The sequence below is a fragment of the Mesorhizobium sp. M0189 genome (assembly GCF_040322135.1).
Taxonomy (GTDB): Bacteria; Pseudomonadota; Alphaproteobacteria; order Rhizobiales; family Rhizobiaceae; genus Mesorhizobium.
Genome location: NZ_JAMYSW010000006.1, coordinates 84,094 through 110,258, shown reverse-complemented (window position 1 = coordinate 110,258; position 26,165 = coordinate 84,094). Strand labels below are relative to the sequence as shown.

General features: G+C 61.8%; 27 protein-coding genes, 1 other RNA gene and 2 pseudogenes. 23 read left to right on the top strand and 7 right to left on the bottom strand.

Annotated features, from left to right (window positions below):
- Positions 1-91 precede the first annotated feature (91 nt).
- Positions 92-217 (top strand): annotated as a pseudogene (locus NKJ09_RS13875) (LysR family transcriptional regulator); the annotation flags it as partial.
- A gap of 24 nt (positions 218-241) precedes the next feature.
- Here NKJ09_RS13875 and NKJ09_RS13870 read toward each other — a convergent pair.
- Entirely contained in the window at positions 242-433 is a 192-nt protein-coding gene (locus NKJ09_RS13870; RefSeq protein ID WP_352495199.1) for a hypothetical protein, read from the bottom strand.
- Between NKJ09_RS13870 and NKJ09_RS13865 the strand changes: the two are divergent.
- Positions 407-913: pseudogene (locus NKJ09_RS13865) on the top strand (LysR family transcriptional regulator substrate-binding protein); the annotation flags it as partial. The gene NKJ09_RS13870 and the pseudogene NKJ09_RS13865 sit on opposite strands and share 27 nt — an antisense overlap.
- A 66-nt stretch (positions 914-979) precedes the next feature.
- Here NKJ09_RS13865 and NKJ09_RS13860 read toward each other — a convergent pair.
- Positions 980-1,720 carry an SDR family oxidoreductase gene (locus NKJ09_RS13860; protein WP_352495173.1) on the bottom strand — a complete coding sequence of 247 codons (741 nt, stop codon included), beginning with the start codon at positions 1,718-1,720 and terminating at the stop codon, positions 980-982.
- Between the two features lie 406 nt (positions 1,721-2,126).
- On the opposite strand from NKJ09_RS13860, the gene NKJ09_RS13855 reads away from it, so the two are divergent.
- A complete protein-coding gene (locus tag NKJ09_RS13855; RefSeq protein WP_352495197.1) occupies positions 2,127-3,923 on the top strand; it encodes an acetolactate synthase 3 large subunit in 1,797 nt (598 codons plus the stop codon).
- An 82-nt stretch (positions 3,924-4,005) separates the two neighbouring features.
- Here the strand turns inward: NKJ09_RS13855 and ssrA are convergent.
- Positions 4,006-4,361, bottom strand: a transfer-messenger RNA (tmRNA) gene (gene ssrA, locus NKJ09_RS13850).
- Positions 4,362-4,523: 162 nt separating this feature from the next.
- On the opposite strand from ssrA, the gene NKJ09_RS13845 reads away from it, so the two are divergent.
- The 6 genes from NKJ09_RS13845 to NKJ09_RS13820 all read left to right on the top strand — a co-directional run bounded on the left by NKJ09_RS13845 (position 4,524) and on the right by NKJ09_RS13820 (position 9,061).
- The gene (locus NKJ09_RS13845; protein WP_023676702.1) at positions 4,524-4,835 is read left to right on the top strand and encodes a DUF2853 family protein; all 312 of its coding nucleotides are present in this window, start codon (positions 4,524-4,526) and stop codon (positions 4,833-4,835) included.
- Between the two features lie 113 nt (positions 4,836-4,948).
- A complete protein-coding gene (locus NKJ09_RS13840; protein WP_352482986.1) occupies positions 4,949-5,743 on the top strand; it encodes a thymidylate synthase in 795 nt (264 codons plus the stop codon).
- 274 nt (positions 5,744-6,017) lie between these two features.
- The gene (gene modA / locus NKJ09_RS13835; RefSeq protein WP_031194508.1) at positions 6,018-6,809 is read left to right on the top strand and encodes a molybdate ABC transporter substrate-binding protein; all 792 of its coding nucleotides are present in this window, start codon (positions 6,018-6,020) and stop codon (positions 6,807-6,809) included.
- Between the two features lie 15 nt (positions 6,810-6,824).
- Entirely contained in the window at positions 6,825-7,529 is a 705-nt protein-coding gene (gene modB / locus NKJ09_RS13830; RefSeq protein WP_352495174.1) for a molybdate ABC transporter permease subunit, read from the top strand.
- The gene (modC, locus tag NKJ09_RS13825; RefSeq protein WP_023720813.1) at positions 7,526-8,638 is read left to right on the top strand and encodes a molybdenum ABC transporter ATP-binding protein; all 1,113 of its coding nucleotides are present in this window, start codon (positions 7,526-7,528) and stop codon (positions 8,636-8,638) included. Before modB ends, modC begins: the two co-directional genes overlap by 4 nt.
- An 81-nt stretch (positions 8,639-8,719) precedes the next feature.
- The gene (locus tag NKJ09_RS13820; protein WP_023676697.1) at positions 8,720-9,061 is read left to right on the top strand and encodes a winged helix-turn-helix domain-containing protein; all 342 of its coding nucleotides are present in this window, start codon (positions 8,720-8,722) and stop codon (positions 9,059-9,061) included.
- 33 nt (positions 9,062-9,094) lie between these two features.
- Here NKJ09_RS13820 and cobF read toward each other — a convergent pair whose 3' ends face one another.
- Entirely contained in the window at positions 9,095-9,868 is a 774-nt protein-coding gene (cobF, locus tag NKJ09_RS13815) for a precorrin-6A synthase (deacetylating) (protein WP_023720812.1), read from the bottom strand.
- 141 nt (positions 9,869-10,009) lie between these two features.
- Between cobF and NKJ09_RS13810 the strand changes: the two genes are divergently transcribed.
- From NKJ09_RS13810 to NKJ09_RS13790, 5 genes are all read left to right on the top strand, one after another.
- Complete coding sequence (locus NKJ09_RS13810) at positions 10,010-11,020, top strand: DUF4424 domain-containing protein (RefSeq protein ID WP_352495175.1); 1,011 nt, start codon at positions 10,010-10,012, stop codon at positions 11,018-11,020.
- Complete coding sequence (locus NKJ09_RS13805; protein ID WP_023720810.1) at positions 11,020-11,538, top strand: dihydrofolate reductase; 519 nt, start codon at positions 11,020-11,022, stop codon at positions 11,536-11,538. The genes NKJ09_RS13810 and NKJ09_RS13805 overlap by 1 nt, the downstream gene beginning before the upstream one ends.
- A gap of 160 nt (positions 11,539-11,698) precedes the next feature.
- Positions 11,699-12,790 carry an FtsH protease activity modulator HflK gene (gene hflK, locus NKJ09_RS13800; protein WP_352495176.1) on the top strand — a complete coding sequence of 364 codons (1,092 nt, stop codon included), beginning with the start codon at positions 11,699-11,701 and terminating at the stop codon, positions 12,788-12,790.
- Entirely contained in the window at positions 12,790-13,752 is a 963-nt protein-coding gene (gene hflC, locus NKJ09_RS13795) for a protease modulator HflC (RefSeq protein ID WP_023720808.1), read from the top strand. The genes hflK and hflC overlap by 1 nt, the downstream gene beginning before the upstream one ends.
- Before the next feature lie 143 nt (positions 13,753-13,895).
- Positions 13,896-15,413, top strand: coding sequence for a DegQ family serine endoprotease (locus NKJ09_RS13790; protein WP_023720807.1), 1,518 nt, complete (start codon positions 13,896-13,898; stop codon positions 15,411-15,413).
- A gap of 47 nt (positions 15,414-15,460) precedes the next feature.
- Here NKJ09_RS13790 and NKJ09_RS13785 read toward each other — a convergent pair whose 3' ends face one another.
- The gene (locus NKJ09_RS13785) at positions 15,461-16,033 is read right to left on the bottom strand and encodes a GNAT family N-acetyltransferase (RefSeq protein ID WP_352495177.1); all 573 of its coding nucleotides are present in this window, start codon (positions 16,031-16,033) and stop codon (positions 15,461-15,463) included.
- A complete protein-coding gene (serB, locus tag NKJ09_RS13780; protein WP_352495198.1) occupies positions 16,030-16,851 on the bottom strand; it encodes a phosphoserine phosphatase SerB in 822 nt (273 codons plus the stop codon). The genes NKJ09_RS13785 and serB overlap by 4 nt, the downstream gene beginning before the upstream one ends.
- 49 nt (positions 16,852-16,900) lie before the next feature.
- Between serB and miaA the strand changes: the two genes are divergently transcribed.
- The 3 genes from miaA (at position 16,901) to NKJ09_RS13765 (ending at position 19,303) form a co-directional block, all read left to right on the top strand.
- Positions 16,901-17,872: a tRNA (adenosine(37)-N6)-dimethylallyltransferase MiaA gene (gene miaA / locus NKJ09_RS13775; protein ID WP_352495178.1), complete on the top strand. Its 972-nt coding sequence runs from the start codon at positions 16,901-16,903 to the stop codon at positions 17,870-17,872.
- Positions 17,873-17,976: 104 nt separating this feature from the next.
- Positions 17,977-18,771: a GGDEF domain-containing protein gene (locus NKJ09_RS13770; protein WP_023720804.1), complete on the top strand. Its 795-nt coding sequence runs from the start codon at positions 17,977-17,979 to the stop codon at positions 18,769-18,771.
- A 145-nt stretch (positions 18,772-18,916) separates the two neighbouring features.
- Positions 18,917-19,303 carry an ester cyclase gene (locus NKJ09_RS13765; protein WP_352495179.1) on the top strand — a complete coding sequence of 129 codons (387 nt, stop codon included), beginning with the start codon at positions 18,917-18,919 and terminating at the stop codon, positions 19,301-19,303.
- A gap of 43 nt (positions 19,304-19,346) precedes the next feature.
- Here the strand turns inward: NKJ09_RS13765 and NKJ09_RS13760 are convergent, their stop codons facing one another.
- Positions 19,347-21,176: an ATP-binding protein gene (locus tag NKJ09_RS13760; RefSeq protein WP_352515709.1), complete on the bottom strand. Its 1,830-nt coding sequence runs from the start codon at positions 21,174-21,176 to the stop codon at positions 19,347-19,349.
- Positions 21,177-21,326: 150 nt separating this feature from the next.
- Here NKJ09_RS13760 and NKJ09_RS13755 point away from each other — a divergent pair, with 150 nt between their 5' ends.
- From NKJ09_RS13755 to NKJ09_RS13730, 6 genes are all read left to right on the top strand, one after another.
- Entirely contained in the window at positions 21,327-21,893 is a 567-nt protein-coding gene (locus NKJ09_RS13755; RefSeq protein ID WP_352762895.1) for a helix-turn-helix domain-containing protein, read from the top strand.
- 4 nt (positions 21,894-21,897) lie between these two features.
- Entirely contained in the window at positions 21,898-22,206 is a 309-nt protein-coding gene (locus NKJ09_RS13750; RefSeq protein WP_352483000.1) for a hypothetical protein, read from the top strand.
- A gap of 61 nt (positions 22,207-22,267) precedes the next feature.
- Positions 22,268-22,852: a GNAT family N-acetyltransferase gene (locus NKJ09_RS13745; protein ID WP_352483001.1), complete on the top strand. Its 585-nt coding sequence runs from the start codon at positions 22,268-22,270 to the stop codon at positions 22,850-22,852.
- Between the two features lie 167 nt (positions 22,853-23,019).
- Positions 23,020-24,816 (top strand): acetolactate synthase 3 large subunit, encoded by a 1,797-nt coding sequence (locus NKJ09_RS13740; protein WP_352495182.1) that lies wholly within the window; start codon positions 23,020-23,022, stop codon positions 24,814-24,816.
- Between the two features lie 66 nt (positions 24,817-24,882).
- On the top strand, positions 24,883-25,455 hold the full coding sequence (gene ilvN / locus NKJ09_RS13735) for an acetolactate synthase small subunit (protein WP_023720797.1): 573 nt from the start codon (positions 24,883-24,885) through the stop codon (positions 25,453-25,455).
- 31 nt (positions 25,456-25,486) lie between these two features.
- Positions 25,487-26,083: a LysE family translocator gene (locus NKJ09_RS13730; RefSeq protein WP_352483004.1), complete on the top strand. Its 597-nt coding sequence runs from the start codon at positions 25,487-25,489 to the stop codon at positions 26,081-26,083.
- Positions 26,084-26,165: the final 82 nt, after the last annotated feature.

The following is a 26,165-nucleotide window of genomic DNA, read 5'->3' as shown; positions in this document are numbered from 1 at the left end:
TCGAGACAAAAAGGCCGGGCGATGTTCCCGGCCTTTTCACGTTTGCGGTCCCGGTTCAAAGCAGCCTTTGCCTATATGACGGGTTCAAGACATGCAGCTTAGACATCTCAAGACCTTCGTGGCGGTCGCCACCACCTTGAACATCACGCGCGCCTCCGAGCGGGTTCATCTTGCCCAATCGAGCGTGACCGAACAGATCCAGGCGCTGGAAGCCGATCTGGGCACGTCGCTGTTCGACAGGTCACGGCGTGGCTTGAAGCTGACGGCGGCAGGACAGCGCCTGCTGGACTACGCAAACGATCTCCTCGACCTTGCGGACGAAGCCCGTTCCGCTGTCGCCGACGCGAGCGGTACGGTTGCCGGTCGCCTGACGGTCGGCGGCCTGGAGACGCTTTGCGTTACGCGCTTGCCAGCCTTGCTGAGCGAATTCCACCGGCGCTATCCAGACGTGGAACTGAACCTCCAGGCGGGCGATAGCAGCCGGTTGCGTGCCGGCGTGGCCAGCGGTGCGCTGGACGTGTCTTTGCTTTTCGGGGCCGCCCCGATGGCGGCGCCGGAGCTGCGAAGCGAGCAGGTGGCAGAAGAAGAGCTCGTCATCATAATGCCGGCAAATCACCGGTTGGCCGGATATTCTGCTATAACGCCCGACAATCTGGCTGACGAGGCCTTCCTCGTCACCCAGCCCGGTTGCGTCTATAGGCGGATGTTCGACGAAACGTTTGCCGCAACGTTGCCTGACCGTCCAAAACTAGTCGGCGAGTTCGCCAGCATGGGCGCGATACGGAGCCTTGTTGCAGCCGGTCTTGGATCCGCGCTGGTCCCACGTCTCGTGGCTTCTGCAGCTGATGCCAATATCGTCGTGCTGCCTTGGGTTGGAAGCAGCCCGGTGACGCCGGTCACCATGGTATGGCGCCACCGGCGCATTCAAGCGCCGGTCTTGCGGCTGTTCCTCGCAATGGTTCGCGAGGTCTGGCCATCACTAGACCAATCGCTGGCCACCATCGACATGAAGCACGGTTCCGGTGATGAAGCCGTTATGCATCAGGGACGTGATGGCTTGAGCGATGTCGGCTGCCCGGCCGATCCGGCCGACGAGCAGACGCTTTGCCGTGGCGTCCAGCGCGACCGTCTTTCCGCTGCCGACGACGGCATCCCAAATCGGCGTGTCGACCCAGCCCGGCGAGACGACATTGACGCGGATCGGCGCCAGTTCGACGGCAAGCGCGTAGGCGAGTGAGCCAAGGGCCCCATTAACGGCTGCCACCACCGAGCCTTTCGCCGCCGGACGATAGGCGGCGATGCCCGAGGTCAGCGTGATCGACCCCCTGGGCGTCAGACGAGGCGCGCCGTGTTTGGCGAGAAGAAGCGGCGCGACGACTTTGGAATCCATCACTTTCCGCGCTATCGAGACGTCCATCTCGGGAAGCAACACATAGACGCCGATGATGTCTGCGGCGGTCGAGACGATGTGGTCGAGCGTACCGACGTCCTCGAACAGGCGCTGGACCTCGTCCTCGCTTGTGACGTCGGCTGCGATCGTCCTCAGCCTTTCCGGGTGAGGCAAGTGCTGCCGTGCGGCCGACAACCGGTCCTCGGAGCGGCCGACGATCGTAACCTCGGCGCCGGCAGCAAGCTGCTGTTCGGCAAGCGACAGCCCCATGCCGGAACTGCCGCCAACGATCAGGATGCGTTCGGGTGTTGGTGTGGTTTCCTGGTTCATCTTTTCTCCATCAGGTAGCTCGCGGGGCGTGACCGACACGCGGCGAGAAACTGAAGCCTTGTTCGACAAAGGCAGGGGAGAAGGGAAACGGGAAGATACGAATGCTGCCATCGGAAATTCCGATGAAGGGAAGCCCTTGGGTTTTCGCCTCGGCCTGAGACGCCTTAGCCTGAGACGTTGACGATGCGCGATTTTCTGTGTTAGCAGCGATGATCATGAAGATCGCTATGGTTCTTGCAGTGGTAGGAAAGCGCATGGGCAGGATGGTGTAACCATCCGGCGACAGCCACCCGTGCGCGACAAACAGGCTCCTGACGGGGGCCTTTTTTTATGCCCGAAATTCTTCTTACGCCCGATTTCGGCGATGCCCCGTCAACCCATCCTCATCACGCTACGGGACAGAACCATGACAAGCGATAATTCCATTCAGGATACGAGCAACCGCATGACAGGAGCGGAGATCGTTCTCCGCGCACTCAAAGACAATGGTGTGGAGCATATTTTCGGCTATCCCGGCGCGGCTATTTTGCCGATCTATGACGAGATATTCCAGCAGGACGATCTCAAGCATATCCTTGTGCGCCACGAACAGGGCGCCGGCCATGCCGCCGAGGGTTATGCCCGGTCCACGGGCAAGGTCGGCGTGATGCTGGTCACGTCAGGCCCAGGCACGACGAATGCCGTGACGCCCCTGCAGGACGCACTGATGGATTCAGTGCCGATCGTCTGTCTGTCCGGACAAGTGCCGACAACATTGATCGGCTCCGATGCCTTTCAGGAATGTGACACGATCGGCATCACGCGATCCTGCACCAAGCACAACTCTTTGGTCAAAGACGTCGATGACTTAGCGTCAGCGATCCATAGGGCGTTCCACATCGCCCAGTCGGGGCGACCGGGGCCTGTTCTCGTCGACATGCCAAAGGACGTTCTGTTTGCGTCCGGCATGTACACGCCGCGTTCGGACGTTGCTGCGCTGAAAAATTATCAACCGAAGCTGCAGGGCGACATCAACAAGATCGGCCAGGCGATAGCGCTGATGGCCAATGCCAGCCGTCCCGTTATTTATGCCGGCGGCGGCATCGTCAATTCCGGCCCGAAAGCATCGACATTGCTCCGGGAGCTGGTTCAACTGAGCGACTTTCCGGTCACCTCGACGCTTATGGGCCTTGGAGCTTACCCCGCCTCCGGCAAGAACTGGCTCAAGATGGTCGGTCTGCATGGTTCCTATGAGGCGAACATGGCGATGCACGATTGCGACGTCATGATCTGTATCGGCGCGCGCTTCGATGACCGCGTGACCTCGCGTGTGGATGCTTTTTCGCCCAACTCCAGGAAGATACATATCGATATAGATCCGTCCTCGATCAACAAGAACGTCCACGCCGATATCGGCATACAAGGCGATGTCGGCAATGTTCTGGGTGACATGGTTCGTCTATGGCGCGCATTATCTCAGAAACCGGATGGAAGCCGCCTTCAGGACTGGTGGAGAAAGATCGCCGCCTGGCGCGCATGCAATTCGTTCTCCTATGAGATGAACAACGACGTGATCATGCCGCAATATGCGGTGCAGCGCCTTTACGAGCTGACGAAGGATCGCGACACATACATCACCACTGAAGTCGGCCAGCATCAGATGTGGGCGGCCCAATTCTACGGCTTCGAAAAGCCGAACCGCTGGATGAGTTCGGGCGGCCTGGGGACGATGGGTTACGGCCTGCCGGCGGCGCTCGGCGTGCAGATCGCTCATCCGGACAGCCTCGTCATCGATATCGCCGGCGACGCGTCGGTTCAGATGACCATGAAAGAGCTGTCGACGGCAGTCCAGTACGACGCGCCGATCAAGATATTCATCCTGAACAACGGATATATGGGCATGGTTCGCCAGTGGCAGCAAATCCTTCATGGCAACCGCCTCGCGCATTCCTATTCCGAGGCCTTGCCCGATTTTGTCAAATTGGCCGAGGCGTTCGGAGCGGTCGGCCTGCGCTGTGACAAACCAGCCGACCTTGACGATGCGATACAGGAAATGATCGACGTGGACCGGCCGGTGCTCCTCGACTGTCGTGTTGCCAAGCTCGCCAATTGTTTTCCGATGATCCGGACGGGCAGAGGGCACAATGAGATGCTGTTGCCCGATGAGGCTACTGGTGAAACATTCGCCGGTGCGATCGACGCGGTCAGCCAGGGGCTGGTATAAACGCCGCGGCGTCTTGAGCGTATCAGGGCGCATAAAAAGCCCAGCCGGCGAGGCCTGCAGCTGCACATATCAAAAAAGAAGAAATGGAGGTTTCTGTTGCCAGGTACCTCCGAACCCCGCCTAGAAGTGCGAACCACTAGGGCTTGAATTGAAGCTATCGCACCGCTTACGCGGCGAGACGTGCTTCCGCATAGTTGTCGTTGGCAACTATAAGTTTAGCCCGATAACGGTGGTACAATGCCGGGCAAAAGTACGATCTTTACACCTTCGTCGATCCTATTTCGCCCCCAGCAAAAGCCGCTCTTGAGCAGCGGTTTTTGGTGGAGGCGCCGGGTACCGCCCCCGGGTCCGAACGGCTTATTTCATCGCCTGTTTATCACCATAGTCGGTCGAGCCGACGAGGCGAATATAGGGACTGGCGGTGGAAAATGAAAGGCCGGAATGCCACTTTCGTCCGTGTCAAAGTGGATCATCAAGGGGTTGACTTGCAGCCGGTCTCAACCGAAGCTTTGTGGCGGTGAGGAGACCCAGCGCACAGTTGCGGCAGCGCGCCACAATCCTCATCGACCGGATCCCGTGGCGCCGACGAGGGGAAATTCGATGGCCGATTATCTCGCAGACGTAAAAAAATATGATGCGGCGGCGGATGCCGACGCGGTCGCCAAGATCGTCAAGCATCTGGGCATCGCGCTCAGGAACCGCGATTCCTCGCTGGTGTCCTGCACCGACCCGGAGGAACTGAAGCGCGTCAGGAACAGCTGGGTCGCTGGCAAGCTCGGTGTCACCGACGGCGCCAAGGCGGATGCGGCTATCGAAAAGACCTGCAAGGCGATGGCGGCCGACAACAGCAAGAGCCGGGTGACGTTCTATTATCTTGTCGCCAAGGATCTGGGCATGCTCGGCTCGCTCTGAACAAACTCGCCGCTGATGCTGGCGAGGCTTCTGCTGGAATTGTCTCGCTTTGCTGTGTTCGGCCGACGGTCATTCGGCTATGATGGCTGACAACCCGAATCGGACCGGAGCCGATGCGCCAGTATCTCGACCTTCTGAAGCATGTGCTGGAAAACGGCGCAGATCGCGGCGACCGTACCGGCACCGGAACACGCTCGATATTCGGCTACCAGATGCGCTTCGACCTGGCCCGCGGCTTTCCGGTCACCACCACCAAGAAGCTGCACCTCAAGTCGATCATCCATGAGCTTTTGTGGTTCCTGGCCGGCGACACCAACATCAAATATCTCAACGATCACGGCGTCTCGATCTGGGATGAGTGGGCCGACGAGAATGGCGATCTCGGCCCGGTCTATGGCAAGCAATGGCGTTCGTGGCCGGACGGCCATGGCGGCGCCATCGACCAGATTGCGAATCTTCTGAAGGAGATACGCAAAAATCCTAACTCGCGGCGGCTGATCGTTTCGGCGTGGAACCCTGCCGAGGTAGAGGCCATGGCGTTGCCGCCCTGCCACTGCCTATTCCAGTTCTATGTTTCGGAAGGCAAGCTTTCCTGCCAGCTCTATCAGCGCTCCGCCGACATCTTTCTCGGTGTGCCCTTCAACATCGCTTCCTATGCGTTGCTGACGCTGATGGTGGCGCAGGTGACCGGATTGAAACCCGGCGATTTCATCCACACGCTCGGCGACGCGCATCTTTACTCGAACCATTTCGAGCAGGCGCGCGAACAATTGCGGCGTACGCCCAAGGCGTTGCCGACGCTATGGATCAATCCCGAGGTGAAGGATCTCTTTGCCTTCGGCTTCGAGGATTTCCGGCTCGACAACTATTTCGCCGACGCGACGATCAAGGCGCCGATCGCGGTTTAGCACCCTACCTGACTGTGCATATCGAAATTGCCTACTGCGGCTACGCCCTCGGACGTTGTCAGCATCCATCTTGATCGACCGACGTCTGTGGTGCGCGCAACAGATTCCATGCGATATTTTCTTCGACCTCGATACCGCTGTATCTAAAGGAGGTTATCGCAGGCGGAGAAAACCGCAGCTCAGAATGCCGTCGCCTGGTAAAGAGCCTTTCCTTGTTATGTTCACATGGATATATCGATGGACGGCTTCGGGCGATCCGAGACGAGGAGAGTTCATGCTGGCGCGCAAAGGTTCGACGACGATTGCCATCGCGGGTCTCGCTGCCATGCTGATGGCCGCGGTGCCGGCGGCCCATGCCGATGACAAGGTGGTCGTGTTTGCCGCGGCGAGCCTGAAGGACGGGCTCGATGCCGTCAACAAGGCCTGCGAGGCCAGTGTCGGCGAGGCGGCAACCATTTCCTACGCGGCGAGCTCGGCGCTGGCCAAGCAGATTGAAAGCGGCGCGCCGGCGGACGTGTTCATCTCGGCCGATCTCGACTGGATGAAATATCTTTCCGACAAGGAGCTGACCAAGCCCGACACCGAAGTGAAATTGCTCGGCAACCAGATCGTGCTGATCGCGCCGCAGGATTCCAAGGTTGAAACCAGGATTGAAAAGGGTTTCGATCTTGCCGGGCTCGTGGGTGACGGCAAACTTGCCATGGGCGATTTCAAGGCGGTGCCGGCAGGCAAATACGGCAAGGCGGCGCTCGAATCGCTCGGTGTCTGGTCTTCCGTCGAAGGCAACGTGGCGCAGGCCGAGAATGTGCGCGCCGCCCTAAAGCTGGTGTCGACCGGCGAGGCAGCACTCGGCATCGTCTATGCCACCGACGCGCATGCCGAGCCTGGCGTGAAGGTGGTCGGCACTTTCCCCGACAATACACATCCGCCGATCATCTATCCGGTTGCCCAGCTTGCGGATTCGAAGGGCAAGGATACCCCGGCATTCCTGAAATGCCTGCAATCCGCCAAGGCTGGCGAACTCTTCAAGGCGCAAGGTTTTACCGTGCTTGCGCCGAGCAACTGACGAACGGCCCTGAGCATGAGCTGGCTGCTGGATCTCGCTCCCGACGAATGGAATGCGGTCCGACTGTCCATCAAGGTGGCGACCGTGGCGATGATTGCCAGCCTGCCGCCGGGCGTAGCGATCGCTCTTGTGCTCGCCCGCGGCCAGTTCTGGGGCAAGACGCTGCTCAACGGGCTGGTGCATCTGCCGCTGATCCTCCCGCCGGTGGTGACCGGCTATTTGCTGCTTTTGACTTTCGGCAAGCGCGGTCCGGCCGGAGCTTTCCTGGCCGAACATTTCGGCATCGTTTTTTCCTTTCGCTGGACCGGCGCCGCGCTCGCCTGCGGCGTGATGGGTTTTCCGCTGATGGTGCGGGCGATCCGGCTGTCGATCGAAGCGGTCGACCGCAAAATCGAGGCGGCCGCCGGCACGCTCGGCGCCAATCCATTATGGGTGTTCGGCACGATCACGCTGCCGCTGATCCTGCCCGGCCTGATCGCCGGTGCGATCCTCTCCTTCGCCAAGGCGATGGGCGAATTCGGCGCGACGATCACCTTCGTCTCCAACATTCCGAACGAGACGCAGACGCTGCCGTCGGCGATCTACACTTTCACGCAGGTTCCCGGCGGCGACGCCGGCGCGCTCAGGCTGACGCTGATCTCGATCGTCATCTCGATGGCGGCACTGGTCGCCTCGGAAGTGCTGGCGCGACGCGTCGGCCGGCGGATGGACATCGAATGACGGTTCAGGTCGACATCAGCCACCGGCTTGGCGATTTCGCCGTCAATGCCCGCTTCGAAAGCGCCGGGCGGCTGACTGCGCTGTTCGGGCCTTCCGGCTCCGGAAAGACGACGCTGATCAACCTGATTGCCGGGCTGATCCGCCCGGACAAAGGCCGTATCGCGGCCGACGGCCGTGTGCTGGTCGATAGCGATGCCGGCTTGTTCATGCCGAAGCACAAGCGGCGGATCGGCATGGTGTTCCAGGACGCGCGGCTGTTTCCGCATATGAGCGTGGCGAGCAATCTGCGCTATGGCCGCTGGTTCACGCCGGCTGCTGAGCGCTACGCGGATATCAATGGCGTGGTCGAACTGCTCGGGATCGGCCATTTGCTCGACCGGCGGCCGGCAAAACTCTCCGGTGGCGAGAAGCAGCGCGTGGCAATCGGCAGGGCGCTGCTTGCCAGTCCGAAATTGCTGCTGATGGACGAGCCGCTGGCGTCGCTCGACGAGGCGCGCAAGGCCGAGATCTTGCCTTATATCGAGCGGCTGCGCGACGAGACGAAAATCCCGATCGTCTATGTCAGCCACTCGATCGCCGAAGTGGCGCGGTTGGCGAGCGACGTCGTGGTACTGATGCAGGGCAAGGTCGCTGCTTCCGGTCCAACCGGAGTGATCATGCAGCGTCTGGATCTATTGCCGGCCGAAGAGCGCGGCGAGGGCGGTGCCGTGCTGGATACCGCGGTTCTGCGCCACGACGAGGCGTTTGGCATGACCGTGCTTGGCTCGGCGGCGGGCGAGATCCGTGTGCCGCTTCTGGCAACGCCGGTCGGTGCGCCGGTGCGCGTCCGCATCCGCGCCCGCGACGTGATGATCGCCACCGAGCAGCCGGTTGGCCTCAGCGCGCTCAACATATTCCCGGGCGCGATCATGGCGATAAAGCCGGGCGAAGGGCCTACGGTCGAGATCGGCATCGACTGCAATGGCGCAACCGTGCTTGCCCGCATCACTGAACAGTCGCGGCAGACGCTAGGGCTCCAGCTTGGTCGAAAGGTCTTCGCGGTGGTCAAGACGGTGAGCTTCGACCGGGCAAATACCGGCGCCGGCCTCCCCGCCGAGGCGGATGGGTGAACGGCCGATGATTCGCTATATCGTGTTGGAATAGCGGTATCGCTGGAGAACTTGTAGAATGGCGTGACCGCGGAGGAGCAAATGCCGTCACTGAGCTTGCGGATAAATCTCGATCCAGATGGCCGCATCGGGCCGGGCAAGATCGAGCTTCTGGAACAGATCGCTGCCTTCGGCTCGATTTCGGCCGCGGCGCGCGGCATGGAGATGTCCTACAAGCACGCTTGGGATCTGGTCGAGGACATGAACCGCGTGTTCGGCAAGCCGCTGGTTGCGGCACAGACGGGCGGCAAGAAAGGCGGTGGCGCCCAATTGACGTCGGTCGGGCTTGCGGTGGTCAGCCGCTTCCGCGCCATCGAGCGGGCTGCGTCTTCAGCAGCGGCGGCGCATATGGAGGCGCTGCAGGCCGAGATCGATGCTGCGTGAACTCGGCGGAATTCATGCCGCGCTCAATCCCTGTCACTCCTCAGGCTCGCCCGGCTTGCGCAGCAGATAGGTGTCCATGATCCAGCCCTTTTTCCGGCGGGCCTCCTCACGAGTGCTGACGATCTCGTCGCTGACGTCGCCAATCCGGCCCGAGATGATGATCTCGTCGGGTGTGCCGAGATAGGCGCCCCAGTGGACGCTAACGTCCTTGTCGGCCAGCGTGTTGAAGGCGCATTTGCCGTCCAGCATGACGATGGTGCTGCCGGCGTTTTCGGGCAGACCTTCCTCGGCGAGCCGGCGGCCGGTGGTGATCAAAATGGCGTCGCCGATGCGGTTCAATGCCATTTTGTGACTGGCTGCGAGTGCCTGGATGGCGGTGATGCCAGGGATGACCTCCAGTTCGAACGCGACATTGCCTCTGAGGCGCACGCGCTCCAGGATACGCAGCGCGCTGTCATAGAGCGAAGGATCGCCCCAGATCAGGAAGGCGCCGCAGCCATCTTCGGGGAGTTCGCCGCGAATCAGGCCTTCATAGATCGCGGCGATCGCCTCGTGCCAGTCGTCGACGGTCGAGCGGTAGGAAGGCGCCGGCTCGGCGCGCACCGGCACATCGAATTCAACGCGGCGCGAGTTCGGATTGATGACGAAGCGGTCGCAGATCTGGCGGCGCAATTCGGCGAGATCGTTCTTCTTCGCGCCCTTGTCGGGGATGAACAGCACGTCGGCCCGATTGAGGCCGTTGATGGCCTGGACCGTCATGTGCTCCGGATTGCCGGCGCCGATGCCGATGACAAGAAGCTTGCGCATGAGCGAACTCCTGCCCGATCGAGACCGGCGTGTCTAGACCGACACGACAAGCCGGCACGCGCCGGCGCGTTTGCCGAAAGGCTTTGAAACGCCACATTGAACGGCTAGAGTCATGTTGGCATTTTCGCCGGGGGAGTTTCCATGTTCCGTTACGTCCTGACCGCAGCCTTGGCGCTCTCGGCTACGCCCGCACTCGCCAATGATTCGGTCGCCGAACTCGGCACCGGTGGGCTGATCCTGTCGCGCAGCGATGCGGTGGCGATGGAAAGCGAGGATCTCTACATCTCGCCGGAAAAGGTGACGGTCGATTACGTCTTCCGCAACAACACCGACAAGGATGTCGATGCGATCGTCGCCTTTCCGATGCCCGACATCGAAGGCGACCCCGAAGAAATACCGGCGATTCCCGAGGCGCAGAGCGACAATTTCCTCGGCTTCGAAGTGACGATCGACGGGGTGCCGGCAAAGCCGCAGCTCGAGCAGAAGGTGTTCGCGCTCGCCATCGACATCGGCGCCGACCTGGAGGCGCAGGGCGTGCCTTTCTATCCATTCGGCGATGCGGCCAAGGCAGCGCTGGCAAAGCTGCCGCAAGCGGTCACCGACGACTGGGTCAACCGCGGCATCATCATCGAAGACACTGCCGATGACGGTTCGGGCATGAAGACCGTCTATACGCCGTTCTGGCAATTGCGCTCGACCTATTGGTGGCGCTCGACCTTTCCGGCCAACAAGGCGGTGCATGTCTCGCATCGCTACAAGCCGAGCGTCGGCGGCACCTCCTCGGTCAGTTTCTTCTATGACGGCCAGTTCCAGGGCCAGTATGCCCCCTACAAGACTCGCTACTGCATGGATGACACGTTCGAGAACGCCGTGCGCAAGGCAGCCAAGGACGATCCCGACGGCTACCCCAAATATTTCGAGAACCGCATCGCCTATATCCTGACCACGGGCGGCAACTGGGCGTCGGGAAACATCGGCACGTTCAAGCTGACCGTCGACAAGGGCGATCCGAAGAACCTGGTCTCGTTTTGCGGCGAAAACGTCAGGAAGATCGGACCGACGACGTTCGAGATGAAGGCGCAGAACTTCTACCCCGAGCGCGACGTTGACATATTGCTGCTGGAGCCATCCGATGGCGGGAACGGCGGCTGATGGACCTCGCGATCTACGTCGCCATCGCCGAGAACGGCGTGATCGGGCGCGAGGGTGGGTTGCCGTGGCGGCTTTCCACCGATCTCAAGCGGTTCAAGGCCGATACGATGGGCAAGCCTATCATCATGGGCCGCAAGACCTATGAAGGCATCGGCCGGCCGTTGCCGGGCAGGCTCAACATCGTGGTGACGCGGGACAGGGCATGGCGCGCCGAGGGCGTAGAAGTCGCGCACTCGATCGAGGACGCAATCGCGCTGGCGACGGTGCGCGGGCGCTGCATGGCAGGCGCCGACGAGATCTGCGTCATCGGCGGCGGCGAGATCTATGCTCAGGCGCTGCCGCTGGCCGATCGGCTGCACGTCACCCATGTGCTGGCCGCGGTCGACGGCGACGCTCATTTCCCGCCGATCGACCCGGCACTGTGGCGGATAGTCTACTCACAGGAGGTTGAGGCCGGTGAGAAGGACAGCCATGCGACACGCTATTCGGTTTACGAGCGGCGCCGCGATGTGAATTGAAGACGACAAAGCGTCGCGACAGGTCTAAATGGACCCAAAGGCGGACTGTGACGGCAGCCGATCGCGTTGAAAGCGTGCCGTTGCATCCCTATAGAAGAATAATATTGGATTTTGCGCCGGTGAGCCGGCGCTTGAGGGAATTCCAAGCGAAAGGACATTCATGCCCTGGAACGACAAGAGCGGCGGCGGCCCGTGGGGCGGCGGCAACAATCAGGGACCTTGGGGACAGGGACCCAAGGGACCCAGCGGCCCGCAGGGCTCGCCTCCTGATCTCGAGGATATCATCCGGCGTGGGCAGGATAGGTTGCGGCGCGCACTGCCGGGCGGCGGTGGCGCGAGCCCGGCGGTGTTCGGGCTGATTGCTGCGGCGCTGGTGGTGCTGTGGGCGTTCAAGGCGGTCTACACCGTGCAGCCCGACGAAGTTGCGGTGGAGCTCAGGTTCGGCAAGCCGAAGGCGGAACTCTCGCAGCCTGGCCTGCATTTCCATTGGTGGCCCATTGAAACGGTCGAGACCGCCAACATCGCCGAGCAGCTTGTCAGCATCGGTGGCGGCAGCACCAGCGGCAATGGTCTGATGCTTTCCGGCGATCAGAACATCGTCAACGTGCAATTCTCTGTGGCCTATCAGGTTTCCGACCCGAAGGCCTATCTGTTCGACGTGTCCGACCCCGGCGGCATGCTGCAGCAGGTCGCCGAAAGCGCGATGCGTGAAGCGGTCGGCCGGCGCCCGGCGCAGGACATTTTCCGCGACGACCGGCAAGGAATTGCGGCGTCGGTGCGTGAGATCATCCAGACGACGCTGGACGGCTACAAGGCCGGCCTCAACGTCAACGCCATTTCGATCGAGGATGCCGCGCCGCCGCGCGAGGTGGCGGACGCGTTCGACGAGGTGCAGCGGGCCGAACAGGACGAGGACAAGTTCGTCGAGCAGGCCAATCAGTATTCCAACCAGAAGCTCGGCCAGGCGCGCGGCGCTGCCGCGCAGATCCGCGAAGACGCGGCCGCCTACAAGAACCGGGTCGTGCAGGAGGCCGAAGGCGAGGCGCAGCGCTTCATCTCGGTCTATGACGAATATGCAAAGGCGCCGGAGGTGACGCGCAAGCGGCTTTACCTGGAAACAATGGAGAGGGTGCTGAAGGATTCGAGCAAGGTCATCGTCGAGCAAGGCAATGGGCAAGGGGTCGTTCCCTACCTGCCGCTGCCCGCATTGCAGCAGAAGGCGCCGGCACCGGCCGCCGGAGGAAACCAGTGATGGCCAACCGTCTTCCCGTCATTGCGGTCATCGCCGCGGTCATCCTGTTCCTGCTCTATTCGTCTGTCTTCGTCGTCAATGCGCGCCAGCAGGCGCTGGTGCTCAGGTTCGGCGAAATCGTCGACGTCAAGAACCAGCCAGGCATCTATTTCAAGGCGCCGTTCTCCTTCTTCGATGCCGACACCGTGCAGCTGATCGAAAACAGGGTCCTGCGCTTCGACCTCGATAACATCCGCGTCCAGGTTTCGGGCGGCAAGTTCTATGAGGTCGATGCCTTTATCGCCTATCGTATCTCGGATCCGCGCGTGTTTCGCGCCGCGGTCTCCGGCCAGATCGAACTGGCCGAGGCCCGGCTGAGGACGCGTCTCGACGCCGCCTTGCGCCGCGTCTACGGCCTGCGCGACTTCGAGGCGGCACTCTCGGAAGAGCGCGCCGTGATGATGCGCGAGGTACGCGATCAACTGAGGCCCGACGCCACCTCGCTTGGCCTGCAGATCGAGGATGTCCGCATCCGCCGCACCGATCTCACGGCTGAGGTCTCGCAGCAGACCTTCGACCGCATGAAGGCCGAACGTCTCGCCGAAGCCGAGCGGCTGAGGGCGCGAGGCAATGAGGCAGCGCAGCGGATCAGGGCCCGCGCCGACCGTGAAGTGGTGGAAATCGTCGCCGAAGCGCAAAAAGAGTCTGAAATCCTGCGTGGTGAAGGTGAAGCCCAGCGCAGCGCGACGTTTGCCGGGGCCTATCAGCGCGATCCGGCCTTCTTCGATTTCTATCGATCGATGAATGCCTATGGCACGGCGCTGAACAGCACCGGAACGACGATGGTGCTGTCGCCGAATTCCGAGTTCTTCCGCTTTTTCCGCGACCCGAACAGCAAGGAAACGCTCGCGGCACCGGCGGCACCACCGCCAGCGCCGCCCGCTCCCGCCGCGCCAGCGGCACAGCCAGGCACCGGCCAGTAGGGCCGGTGCAGGGGAAGCCGGCGTAATGGAGGATTTATCCTCTGGCGGTAGCCGTAGCCGCAAACGTGCCTTATTTCTTGCCAACATGACGCGACGCGGCGTTTTTGCCGAAGCGCTTTTTTAGAACACCCGGAGGCCTTTCGATGACATCCACCACCCTTCTGCGTGCAGCGAGGCGGACGTTCATCGCCGGGGCCGCTGCGCTTCTGGTCGGCGCCGTTGCCGTTCCGTCGTTCGTGACGCCGACAGTGGCAGCCGACGGGCCACCCTCGGTTGCCGATCTCGCCGCCGGCCTGCTCGGCGCGGTGGTCAACATCTCGACTTCGCAGACGGTGAAGGGCACGGAGGGTCCGGGCGCCGTGCCGATGCCGCAGCTCCCGGAAGGCTCACCCTTCCAGGACTTCTTCGACGATTTCTTCAAGAACCGCGGCGGCGACAAGGGCGGCGGCGGGCAAAAGGTGCAGTCGCTGGGCTCCGGCTTCGTGGTCGACGCCGAGCAGGGCATCGTGGTGACCAACAACCACGTCATTGCCGATGCCGACGACATCGAGGTGAATTTCTCCGACGGGGTGACGCTCAAGGCGACGCTGGTCGGCACCGACACCAAGACCGACGTCGCGGTGCTGAAGGTCGATCCGAAAGGGCACAAGCTGACAGCGGTGAAGTTCGGCGATTCCAATACGATGCGTGTCGGCGACTGGGTGATGGCGATCGGCAATCCGTTCGGTCTCGGCGGCACGGTGACGGTCGGCATCGTCTCGGCGCGCAATCGCGACATCAATTCCGGCCCGTATGACGACTTCATCCAGACCGATGCCGCGATCAACCGCGGCAATTCCGGCGGACCGCTGTTCAACAGCAGCGGCGAGGTCATCGGCATCAACACGGCAATCATCTCGCCGTCGGGAGGCTCGATCGGCATCGGCTTCTCCATTCCGTCGCAGCTCGCCTCGGGCGTCGTCGACCAGCTTCGCCAGTTCGGCGAGACGCGGCGCGGCTGGCTCGGTGTGCGCATCCAGCCGGTGACCGACGACATTGCCGAAAGCCTGGGCATGGCGACCGCCAAGGGCGCGCTGGTCGCCGGCGTCATCAAGGGCGGACCGGTCGACAACGGCACCATCCAGGCCGGCGACGTCATCATCAAGTTCGACGGCAAGGACATCCATGAAATGCGCGACCTGCCGCGCGTCGTGGCGGAAAGCCCGGTCGGCAAGGCGGTCGACGTGATCATCGTGCGCAAGGGGGTCGAGCAGACCGTGAAGGTGACGCTCGGCCGACTCGAGGACGGCGAAAAGCTTGCCAGCGGCGGTGAAAACGGCAACACCGACCAGGACGATGCCGACAAGGCGCCTGCCGTTTCGACGGCTGCCGTGCTTGGCATGACGATCGGCGAGCTCAACGACGAGACGCGCACGAAATTCGGCATCGCCGCCGACGTCTCCGGCGTCGTCGTGACCGACGTCACCAAGGATTCAGCCGCTGCCGAACGCGGCATCCAGCCGGGCGAGGTGATCACCGAGATCGCGCAGGAATCGGTCGCCACGCCCAAGGACGTCATGGACCGGATCGGCGCGCTGAAGGAGCAAGGGCGCAAGAACGCGCTTTTGATGCTGGCGTCGAAGACCGGCGAGCTGAGGTTTGTGACAATCCGGATGGATTGAGTCCGGAAGAGCCTGTAACACTCTGATCTTGAAAAGAAAAAGGGCGGCTAGCGGGCCGCCCTTTTTCTTGCTTGCCAGTCTGTGCGTGACAGCCTGTAGAAGACATGTCGCCTGAGTGCGGTGTGGCTGTCCGGAACGCCGGGATGGTCGAAATCGGAGGCCGGGTCGGCGATCATGTTCAGGCGCTCCATGACGGCAGTGGACCGGCTGTTATCCTTGACTGCGAAGGACACGATTTCGTCGAGGCCAAGTCTTTCAAAGCCATAGGTGAGCCAGGCATCGGCTGCTTCGATGACATAGCCGCGGCCCCAGAATTCGGGTGCCAGCCGCCAGCCGATCTCGATCGTGCCGGGCGGCAGGAATGGCAAATGATCGGTTCGGGTTATGCCGACGAAGCCGATGCATTCACCTGTGGCTGTGATCTCAGCGGCCGCGAAGCCGAAGCCGTTGCGATCGATAGCGGCGCGCAACTCCTCCATCTTGGCATCCGACTGGGCACGGTCGCGCCGAAACGGAAAGAATTCCATGACGCGCTCGTCGGAATTGATGCGATGGAAGAGCTCGCGGTCACGATCTTCCCAGTTGCGCAGGATCAGGCGTTCGGTGCGGATCGGCGTCACTCGACAAATTCCTCCCGGCGATAACCCTGCAGATAAAGCAAGGCGGTGAGGTCGCCGTGGTCGATGCGGATCTTTGCCTCGGCTGCCACGGCCGGCTTGGCGTGCAAGGCGACGCCGATGCCGGCAAGACGGATCATGTCGAGATCGTTGGCGCCGTCACCCACGGCAATGGCATCGGCAGGCGTCAGGCCGAGGCGGGCGGAAATCTCGATAAGGGCTTCGGCCTTGGCGGCGCGGCCGAGGATCGGCTCGGCGACCAAGCCGGTGAAGCGGCGATCCTGCTCGATCAGCCGATTGGCGCGATTTTCGTGAAAACCGAGCAATGCTGCGATGCGGGTGGTGAAGATGTCGAAACCACCGGAAATCAGCGCCGTCCACGCGCCGTTGGCCGCCATTGTCTGGACGAGCGTGCGACCGCCGGAGGCAAGCGTCAGGCGATTGTCGATGATGCGGTCGATGATTGCGGCATCGAGACCCTTAAGCAGCGCCACGCGCTCGCGCAAGGCCGGCTCGAATGCGATCTCACCGTTCATCGATCGCGCCGTGATGGCGGCGACGCGATCCTTGACGCCGATCTCGTCGGCAAGCTCGTCGATGCATTCCTGCTCGATCATCGTCGAATCCATGTCGGCGATCAGGACCTTCTTGCGCCTGTTCTCAGCCGGTTGGACGGCCACGTCGATGGGTTCGGAAGCAAGCGCGGCATGCAGGCGGGCCGTTATTTCGGAAGCTTCGGCGGTCTCCGGCAAATCGAGCTCGCAGGCGATGCCTTCGGCCAGCCAGCGAACAGCGCTTGCGCCGACAGACCCAGACGCCATATTCGCTAGCGTCGGCGTCAATGCGCGGCCGGCGGGATGGGATAGAAGCGTGGCGATCAGCATCGAAAATTCCAGCGGACAGGCGGGCGAAGGCCGCGTGAAGAACGCGATCCTGATAGCCGGGCCGACCGCCAGCGGCAAGTCGGCGCTCGCACTCGACCTCGCCGAGCGCAATGGCGGTGTCATCGTCAGCACCGATTCCATGCAAGGCTATTCGGTGCTCGACGTGCTGACGGCGCGGCCTGGTCCTGCCGAACTCGCCCGCGTCCCCCACTTTCTTTATGGACACGTCGATCCGTCCACCGCCTATTCCACCGGCGCCTGGTTGCGTGATGTCATGAAGCTGATCGACGACGGCACGCTTTCGGCGCGGCAAGTGATTTTCGTCGGCGGCACCGGGCTTTATTTCCGGGCACTCACGGAAGGTATTTCGGAGATGCCCGACATTCCGCAGTCGATCCGCGAGCGCTGGCGCTACGAGCTCCAGGAACAGGGCGCGGTGAGATTGCACCGCATCCTGTTGCGCGAGGATTCTGCGGCCGGCATGGTGCTGAAGCCGACGGATGGCCAGCGCATCGTGCGGGCGCTGGAAGTGCTCGACGCGTCGGGCCGTTCCATCCTGGACTGGCAGGCCGCGCGTGGCCAGCCGTTGATCGACAGAAGCAGCGCGCGCTTTTTCGTCATCGAGCCGGAGCGGGCGGCGCTGGTGGAGCGGATCGATGGCCGCTTCGACCGCATGCTGGACAAGGGGGCATTGGACGAGGTGAAGCAGCTTTCAGTGCTCGGCCTCGATCCCGACCTGCCGGCGATGAAGGCAATCGGTGTTCGCGAGCTTCAGGCCGCGCTGGCCGGCGCCATCAGTTTTCCCGAGGCTATCGAGCGTGCGAAGATCGCGACGCGGCAATATGCAAAGCGGCAGGCGACCTGGTTCAGGCACCAATTGGGTCCGGAATGGCACAGGTTGCGTCCCGGTGAGGGGATCAACTGGGTGATCTCACCCCCTCCTTCGAGCGCAACCTGAAAAGTCGACATCGAGGGGACATTTCGCGTTGAAGTTGTCCAGGTTAACTGTCCGTAAGCTCCCGCATGCCATAAGATCGATAGGAACTTTTCAACGGGGAGCAGATGCATTTCCACAAGGCGGAATCAGCGTTTTTCGTCTTTATTTTTGTGATCCTGGCCGCCGGCCTGGTGACGCTTTACGCCTATGGACTCCTGCAAACCCTGGCGGCCGACATTAGCAATACGCCTTCGGAACTCGATGAAATCGTCTATCTCAACAAGCTGCTGTTTGCGATCGGCGTGCTGCTGGCGACTGCGCTGTTCTTCGGCATTTTCTTCATCTATCCGCTGATCCGAAAGCAGGCGACGGAAGAAGGCAAGCTGCGCGCGATGACAGTTTCACTCAGTGCGCGCTCGGAGACGCTGGAGCATGCGGCGCTGACCGACAGCCTCACCGGCATGCAGAATCGGCGCTATTTCGACGATGCGCTGAAAGAATATCTCGAGGAGTTTCGCCGCATCGAAAAACCAGTCGGGCTGATGATCCTCGATCTCGACCACTTCAAGCAGGTCAACGACAGCCACGGCCACGATGTCGGCGACGAGGTGTTGCGGGCCGTCGCCAACTGTCTCAAGGACATGACACGCTATCACGACGTGGTGGCGCGCCTGGGCGGCGAGGAGTTCGCGGTGGTCACGCCCAATATGGACGCCGAGCTGCTATCCAAATTCGCCGAGCGCATCCGCAAGGCGATCGCCAGCATGTCGGTGCTGACAGGCAATGTCCGACTGAAAATCACCACCAGCGTCGGGCTTGCCGTCTGGGACCGCAAGGAAACCGCCGAGGAGTTCTATCGCCGCGCCGACCGCCAGCTCTATGAGGCAAAGAGGCAAGGCCGCAACCGCGTCTGCGCCTGAATCCCGTCATTAAATTCGTGATGCTGGAAATTCGGGATGCTGGCCGTCTGGTGCCGTTTTCTGCGCTTCCGGCGCTCGCAGACCGACGTCGCCAAGTAGGCTGAGACGGCGCCTTGCAAGGCTTGTGGGAGATAGAGGTGTTGCCGTGATCAAATCCGACCTCTCCGATCTTTACCGAGGCTATATTGCATGTCTGAACAAGCAGGATTGGCCAATTCTGGGGCAGTTTGTTCATGATGAAGTGATCCACAACGGTCGGCCGCTCGGATTATCCGGGTACCTCGAAATGTTGGAGAGAGACTTCGATGAAATTCCGGACCTTTATTTCGACATTCGGCTATTGGTTGCCGATCCGCCTTATATAGCGAGCCGGCTAAGCTTCGACTGCGCGCCAAGGGGAACGTTCCTTGGGCTTGATGTAAGCGGGAAGAGAATTTCGTTTGCCGAGAACGTATTCTATGAGTTTCAGAGAGGGAAAATTCGCCAGGTGTGGTCAGTTATAGACAGGGCAGCCATCGAAGCTCAGCTTTGATACCTGCGGCCGCACCGATGAGGTCTGCCTAAAAGTCGCCGACTCATTCGTTTTGCGGGCGTAGCCCGAAGGTCGCCGGCTTGAGGCCGTAGCGCAAGTCGAAATCGTCGCTCCGCTGGGTGCGTGCGGCCGGCGGTTTTCGATAGTCCGAGTCGCCGGCCTGCCGGCCCGGATCGACGACTTCCGCGAAAGGCATTGCCTGTTGTGATTTCGGCACGTTGCGCAGCCGTTCGACGATCGCCACGAGGTCGACCTCGTCGCCGGTTTCGGAGGGCAAGGCGTCCTCGCGCTTAGCCGTGCCGGGGATCAAATCCTCGGAGAGTTTTTCGAATTTCATCCGCATCGTCGTCGCCACGCCTTCTCCGAAGGCAATGGCCTCGCGCTGCCCCATGGAAGACAGGAACGCCAGCGTCGAAGCCGAGGAATCGGCGATCGCCGAGCGGATGATCGCCTGGTCCTGCTCATTGGCGAGCCGCATGGCGAAGAACGTCGAGCACTGCGACAGGATGGTCGGATCAAGCTCGCCCGGGCGCTGGGTGACGACGCCGAGATAACAGCCATATTTGCGGCCTTCCTTGGCGATGCGCGACAGCGCGTGCCGGGTCGGCGCGAAACCGAGGCGCGGATCGGCCGGCATATAGCGATGCGCTTCCTCGCACAGGAAGAGCAGCCGCAAGCGGCCTTCGCTCCACAACGCCAGGTCGAACGCCAGCCGCGCCAGCACCGAGCATACGGAATTGACCACCTCGGACGGCATACCGGCCATTTCGAAGCAGGTCACCGGGCGGCCGTGATGCGGCACGCGGAAAATGTTGCCGATCGTCTCGTGAATGGTGTCCTCGATCAGGCGCGAGTTGAACATGAAACGGTAGCGCGGATCGGATGCCGCCGATTCGATACGTGTCTTCAGTGACCTGAGGGTTGGACGATCGTTCTTGCTTTCCAGCAATCCCATGCGTTCGTCGACCAGCTTGATGAGGTCGGCAATGCGATAGGGTACCGGCGCGTCGGCGGTCAGCGCGTCGGTGCTGCGCCGCAGGTAGTTGCCGGTGTTCGGATTGCGATAGAGGTTCTTGGCCGCGGGAATGAGATCGCGCAAGGCGTCGACCTCTTCCGGCACCGTCTCGCGGCCGCGAAACAGCACCTCGGCGAATTCCTCGAGTTTGAACATCCAGAAAGGCAGGTCGAGCGTCGTCGAATCGACCCTAAAGCAATATTCGGGCAAGGACGCGGCGAACTCGTTGTGTGGATCCAGGATGAGCACGCGCAGGTCGGGCCGGGCGGCGATCGACTTGCGCAAGAGCAGCGAGACGGCGGTCGATTTGCCGACCCCGGTCGTGCCGACAATGGCGAAATGGCGCGCCAGCGTATCGTCGATGGCAATATTGGCGTCGATGGCCTCGTCCTGCGACAGCGTGCCGATGGTAATCGAATGACGCCCGGCGAGATCGTAGACGGCCTGTAGGTCGCGGCTGCGGATACGATGGGCAATGGCGCCGATATGCGGATAGGTCGTGATGCCGCGGTCGAATACCGGCTTGGCGCCGGGTTCGGCGCCGTCGCGCACCTCGCCAATCAATTCGATGCTGACCTCGATCGGATTCTGGCCCTCGCTGCTCCAGGCACGATCCGACTTGCCGATTTCGTAGACCAGTCCGACGGTTCGTGATGTACCGAGATTGATCGAGATCATCTTGCCGACGCTCCATAGGCCGGTGACCGTGCCTTCGATATCGTCGGCATAGGCGCTGATGGTGGCGCGCGCGCCATCGCATTGCACGACATTGCCCAGAATCCGCTTGTCGTTCTGCTCCGCCCTGCGGCGCTCCAGCAAAGTCGGTTCTCCAATGGAGGTTTCGCGTTCGACGAGCATGGACAGGCCGATCCCCTTTTCCCAAACAATGAGCCTAGGCGGACGGGGTTAAGGTGGGGTGAGGCCGGATGGTTTAGCGGACGTTAAGGGGTTTGCGAAAACTGGATGAAACGGCCGTTGCCCGAGCGCGGATTTCGCTATAGTGGATGAATGGATAATATAGCGAACGATATCTCATCGACTATCGGCAGAAGGATACACGCCGAAAGGGTGGCTCGCAACTGGTCCCTGGCGGATTTGGCGGAGCAGTCCGATGTCTCGAAAGCCATGCTGAGCACGATCGAGCGCGGCATGACGAGCCCGACGGCGGCACTCCTCGTGCGCATTGCGGCCGCGTTCGGCATGACGCTTTCCACTTTGATCGCAAGGGCGGAGTTGCAAGGCGGTGGCCTGCTTCGCGAACGTGACCAGCCGGTCTGGCGCGATCCGGCTACGGGTTATGTGCGGCGGCACCTTTCGCCGGTTTCGGACATGCCGCTCGAACTGATCCGGGTCCAACTGCCGGCGGGCGCCAAGGTGAGCTTCCCGGCGGCCTCCTATGCCTTCATCAGACAACAGATCTGGCTGATCTCCGGGCAGCTGGAATTCGTCGAGGGCGACGTCATTCACAGGCTCGAGCCCGGCGACTGCCTGGCGCTCGGCGCGCCATCCGATTGCGTCTTCCACGCTCCGGGGCCGGACGCCGCCGACTATCTGGTTGCATTGGCCAGGAGCTGAGACGATGGCGCGCCGTCCGAAACGTTCCGACAATGGCGGTCCGCCGCTCGACGACCACGACCGTCCGCCTTGGGGCAAGGGAGACCCCTATATCTTTCTTGCCTGGCGGACCGACCATGCCCAGGCATGGAAAGTGCCGAGCCGCGAGATCATGCTGATGCGGCTGGACAAGGCCGAGCGGCTGGGCCTGACTTATGAGGAGTACACGCTCGAACTGCTGGAACGCGGGCGGCATCTGCAAGAGGAAGACGCCGAGCGCATCGGGGAAATCCGCCGAGCCGGGAAGCGGAAGCGGACCAGTCATTTCGGCTGACGGTGCAGGCCAAGCTGCCGCTCGATGCACTGCCGTTCCCGTTGCACGCAGAGGAGACCACATGGATTCAATAGAAATCAACCTGCTCAGCAATACTGCCGGAACGAAAAAAATGCTGGTCGATTTGCTGATCGGAACGGTTGCCGCGGGCGGCTCGGTCAGCTTCATGCATCCCTTGGCGCCGGAGATGGCTGCAGCCTTCTGGAACAAGTCGCTTCAGGCGGTCGCCAGAGGCGAAAGGGCGGTGCTCGGGGCCTGGAACGGCGAGGCTCTGATCGGCACCGTCACCGTGCTGCTCGACTGCCCTCCCAACCAGCCGCACCGGGCCGAGATCGCCAAGCTGATGACCCGCCTCAATTATCGCGGCAAGGGCGTCGCAACCCGCCTGATGGAGGCGGCGGAAGCCGTTGCCATGGAGAAAGGCCGCACGCTGTTGGTGCTGGACACGGCAAAAGAGGAGGGGGCTTCCGGCCTCTATGAAAAGCTCGGCTTCACGCTGGGCGGCGAAATACCGGATTATGCGCTGAAGCCGCATGGCGGGCTGACAGGCACCCTCATCTACTGGAAGCGCATTGGTACAGTCCCGGCCCGCGCACATTCGCCGTTGACAGCACCATCAAACCAATTCTATTGTCCGCGACCATGAAAACGGCACTCATTCTCGTAGGAAAGCGCGTGGGCAAGGCGGTGTAACCGCCAGGCGGTGACCTCCCATGCGCAAGACACAGGCTCCCTCGGGGGCCTTTTTTATTGCCCGAAACACGACTAAACGACCAGCAATCGCCCGATGGCGAACAGTACGGGACCAGACCGATGAGCAGTGGACAGAATGAGCGGCGCGAAACGCCAAGAACCGAGATGACTGGCGCCGAAATGGTGGTGCAGGCGCTGAAGGACAATGGCGTCAAGCATGTTTTCGGCTATCCGGGCGGCGCGGTTCTGCCAATCTACGATGAAATCTTCCAGCAGGACGAGGTCGAGCACATCCTCGTTCGCCACGAGCAGGGCGCTGGCCACGCGGCGGAAGGCTATGCGCGCTCGACCGGCAAGGCCGGCGTCATGCTGGTGACCTCCGGGCCGGGCGCCACCAATGCGGTGACGCCATTGCAGGATGCGCTGATGGATTCGATCCCGCTGGTCTGCCTGACCGGCCAGGTGCCGACCTCTCTGATCGGCTCGGATGCGTTCCAGGAGTGCGACACGGTCGGCATCACGCGGCCCTGCACCAAGCACAACTGGCTGGTGAAGGACGTCAACCAACTCGCGGCAACGATCCACGAGGCCTTCCATGTGGCAACGACAGGGCGCCCCGGTCCGGTCGTCGTCGACATCCCTAAGGACGTTCAGTTCGCCAAGGGCATCTATGTCCCGCCGCAGACGGCGCCGCGCACCAGCTACCAGCCGAAGGTCCAGGGCGACCTGGAGAAGATCAAGGCGGCGGTCGAGCTGATGGCCGGCGCCAGGAGGCCGATCATCTATTCGGGCGGCGGCGTCATCAATTCCGGCCCGGAGGCGAGCCATCTGCTGCGCGAGCTGGTCGACCTGACCGGCTTCCCGATCACCTCGACGCTGATGGGCCTTGGCGCCTATCCGGCGTCGGGCAAGAACTGGATGGGCATGCTCGGCATGCACGGCACCTATGAAGCGAACATGGCGATGCACGATTGCGACGTCATGCTCTGCATCGGCGCGCGCTTCGACGACCGCATCACCGGGCGGCTGACAGCGTTTTCGCCGAATTCGAAGAAGATCCACATCGACATTGACCCGTCTTCGATCAACAAGAACGTCCATACCGACGTGCCGATCATCGGCGATGTCGGCCGTGTGCTGGAGGATCTTGTGCGACTGTGGCGGGCAACCGCCAAGGCCGACAAGAAGGCGCTTCACCCGTGGTGGGAGCAGATCGCCAAATGGCGCGCGCGCGATTCACTCGCCTACAAGATGAACCATGAGGTGATCATGCCGCAATATGCCGTCCAGCGGCTTTATGCGCTGACCAAAGACCTCGACACCTACATCACCACCGAGGTCGGCCAGCACCAGATGTGGGCGGCGCAGCACTATCATTTCGAGAAGCCGAACCGCTGGATGACCTCCGGCGGGCTGGGCACGATGGGCTACGGCCTGCCGGCCGCGCTCGGCGTGCAGATCGCGCACCCGGATGCGCTGGTCATCGATATCGCCGGCGACGCTTCGGTGCAGATGACGATGCAGGAGATGAGCGCGGCGGTACAGCACGAGGCGCCGATCAAGATCTTCATCCTCAACAACCAGTACATGGGCATGGTGCGGCAATGGCAGCAGCTGCTGCACGGCAACCGGCTGTCGCATTCCTATACCGAGGCGATGCCGGATTTCGTCAAGCTCGCCGAAGCCTATGGCGGCCACGGTATTCGCTGCGACAAGCCGGACGAGCTCGATGACGCCATCAAGGAGATGATCGCGGTCAAGAAGCCCGTCCTGTTCGATTGCCGCGTGGCGACGCTCGCCAACTGCTTCCCGATGATCCCGTCCGGCAAGGCGCATAACGAGATGCTGTTGCCTGATGAGGCGACCGACGAAGCTGTCGCCAACGCGATCGACGCCAAGGGCAGGGAACTGGTGTAGCCTGGTTCAAGGAAGCTGTGCGGAAACAGCAGATTAGCACAAAAGTTTGAAATCGAGATTCATGTCATGAACGCACAGTTGCAACCGACCGGCTCCGCCTATTTCATCGCCAAGGAGACGGAAAAACCAGAGAACCACACGCTTTCGGTCCTCGTCGACAACGAGCCGGGCGTGCTTGCCCGGGTCATCGGCCTGTTCTCCGGACGTGGCTACAACATCGAGAGCCTGACGGTCTCGGAAACCGAGCACGAAAAGCACCTGTCGCGCATCACCATCGTGACGCGCGGCACGCCGCACGTGCTGGAGCAGATCAAGCACCAGCTCGAGCGCATCGTGCCGGTGCATCGTGTCGTCGATCTCACTGTGCGATCGCAGGAATTCGGACAGGAGCGGCCACTGGAGCGGGAGCTCGCGCTGGTCAAGGTCGCCGGCACCGGCGAATCCCGCGTCGAGGCGCTCAGGCTCGCCGATGCATTCCGCGCCAGCGTCATCGACGCCAACACCGAGCATTTCATCTTCGAGATCACCGGTAAGGGTTCGAAGCTCGATCAGTTTATCGCCATCATGAAGCCGCTCGGGTTGGTCGAAATCTGCCGTACCGGAGTGGCGGCGATGAACCGCGGCCCGCAGGGGATGTAATCGTCCTGCTCGCATTGATTAGGGGAACGGCATGACCTTCGACGCATTCTTCGCCCTGCTGGTTTATGCCTTCGTGACCTCGATCACGCCGGGTCCGAACAATTTCATGCTTTTGGCCTCGGGTGTGAACTTCGGCTTGGTCAAGACCGTGCCACACATGCTCGGCATCGGCTTCGGCTTCCTCGTGCTGTTGCTTGCCGTAGGCTTCGGGCTTGGGGCCGTGTTGACGGCCTTTCCGGTGCTGCATACCGGGTTGAAGATCGCCGGCGGCCTCTACCTGCTTTATCTGGCCTGGAAGATCGCCATGTCGCGCTCGCTCGGCGGCGAAGGCGAGGCGAAGGGCCAGCCGATGCGCTTCATCGAGGCTGCGGCTTTCCAGTGGGTCAATCCTAAGGCCTGGGTGATGGCGATTACGGCCATGGCCGTCTATACCAATCCGGAACGCCCGTTTGTGTCCGTGGTGCTGATCGCGGCCGCTTTCGCCGTCGTCATGCTGCCGAGCATTTCGACTTGGGCCGGTTTCGGCATGGCGCTGCGCGGTTTTCTGGCTGATGCGGTGCGGCTCAAATGGTTCAACATCGCCATGGGCGTGATGCTTGCGGCGACGCTGTGGCCGATGCTGCGTTAGCTGCCGTTTTATTGTGCACTGCACATTAAATCTTCGTAATGACGGCTTTTGGCCCTTTTTCGCCTTCGGCATTCTCTATTAT